The sequence below is a fragment of the Roseateles sp. P5_E11 genome, from assembly GCF_054049355.1.
Window position 1 is genome coordinate 1 of the sequence record NZ_JBFUMO010001163.1, and the last position, 671, is coordinate 671.

Here is a 671-nt window from a genome sequence, read left to right on the forward strand (position 1 = left end):
TCCGGCCGCATCGCCTACACCTTCGGCCTCGAAGGGCCGGCCGTCACCCTCGACACGGCCTGCTCGTCGTCGCTGACCGCGCTGCACCTCGCCGTGACCGCCCTCCGGCAGGGCGAATGCACCATGGCCCTCGCCGCCGGTGTGACCGTCCTCGCCACACCCGACGTCTTCATCGGCTTCAKCCGACAGCGCGGCCTGTCGCCGGACGGSCGGTGCAAGGCGTTCGCSGCSKCSGCCGACGGCACCGGCTGGGCCGARGGCGCGGGCGTGCTCCTCGTGGAGCGCCTCTCGGACGCCCGCCGCAACGGCCACCGGGTCCTGGCCGTGGTGCGCGGTTCCGCGRTCAACCAGGACGGCGCCTCCAACGGRCTCACCGCGCCGAGCGCGCCCGCCCAGGCGCGCGTCATCGAGGCCGCGCTCCGGGACGCCCGGCTCRCACCCGACCAGATCGACGCCGTCGAGRCCCACGGSACCGGCACSAAGCTCGGCGAYCCSATCGAGGCCGGCGCGCTGCTCGCCACCTACGGCCGGAACCGCCCGCAGGACCGGCCGCTGTGGATCGGCTCGSTSAAGTCCAACATCGGCCACGCGCAGGCCGCCGCAGGCATCGGCGGCGTCATCAAGACCGTCCAGGCCATGCGGCACGGACTGCTGCCGCGGACCCTGCACGC

Annotated in this window: 1 protein-coding gene; it reads left to right on the forward strand. The window is 74.9% G+C overall.

The window, feature by feature from the left end:
* The coding region (locus ACXJKR_RS34105) for a beta-ketoacyl [acyl carrier protein] synthase domain-containing protein (protein WP_457326631.1) at window positions 1–671 on the forward strand (671 nt) is incomplete at both ends.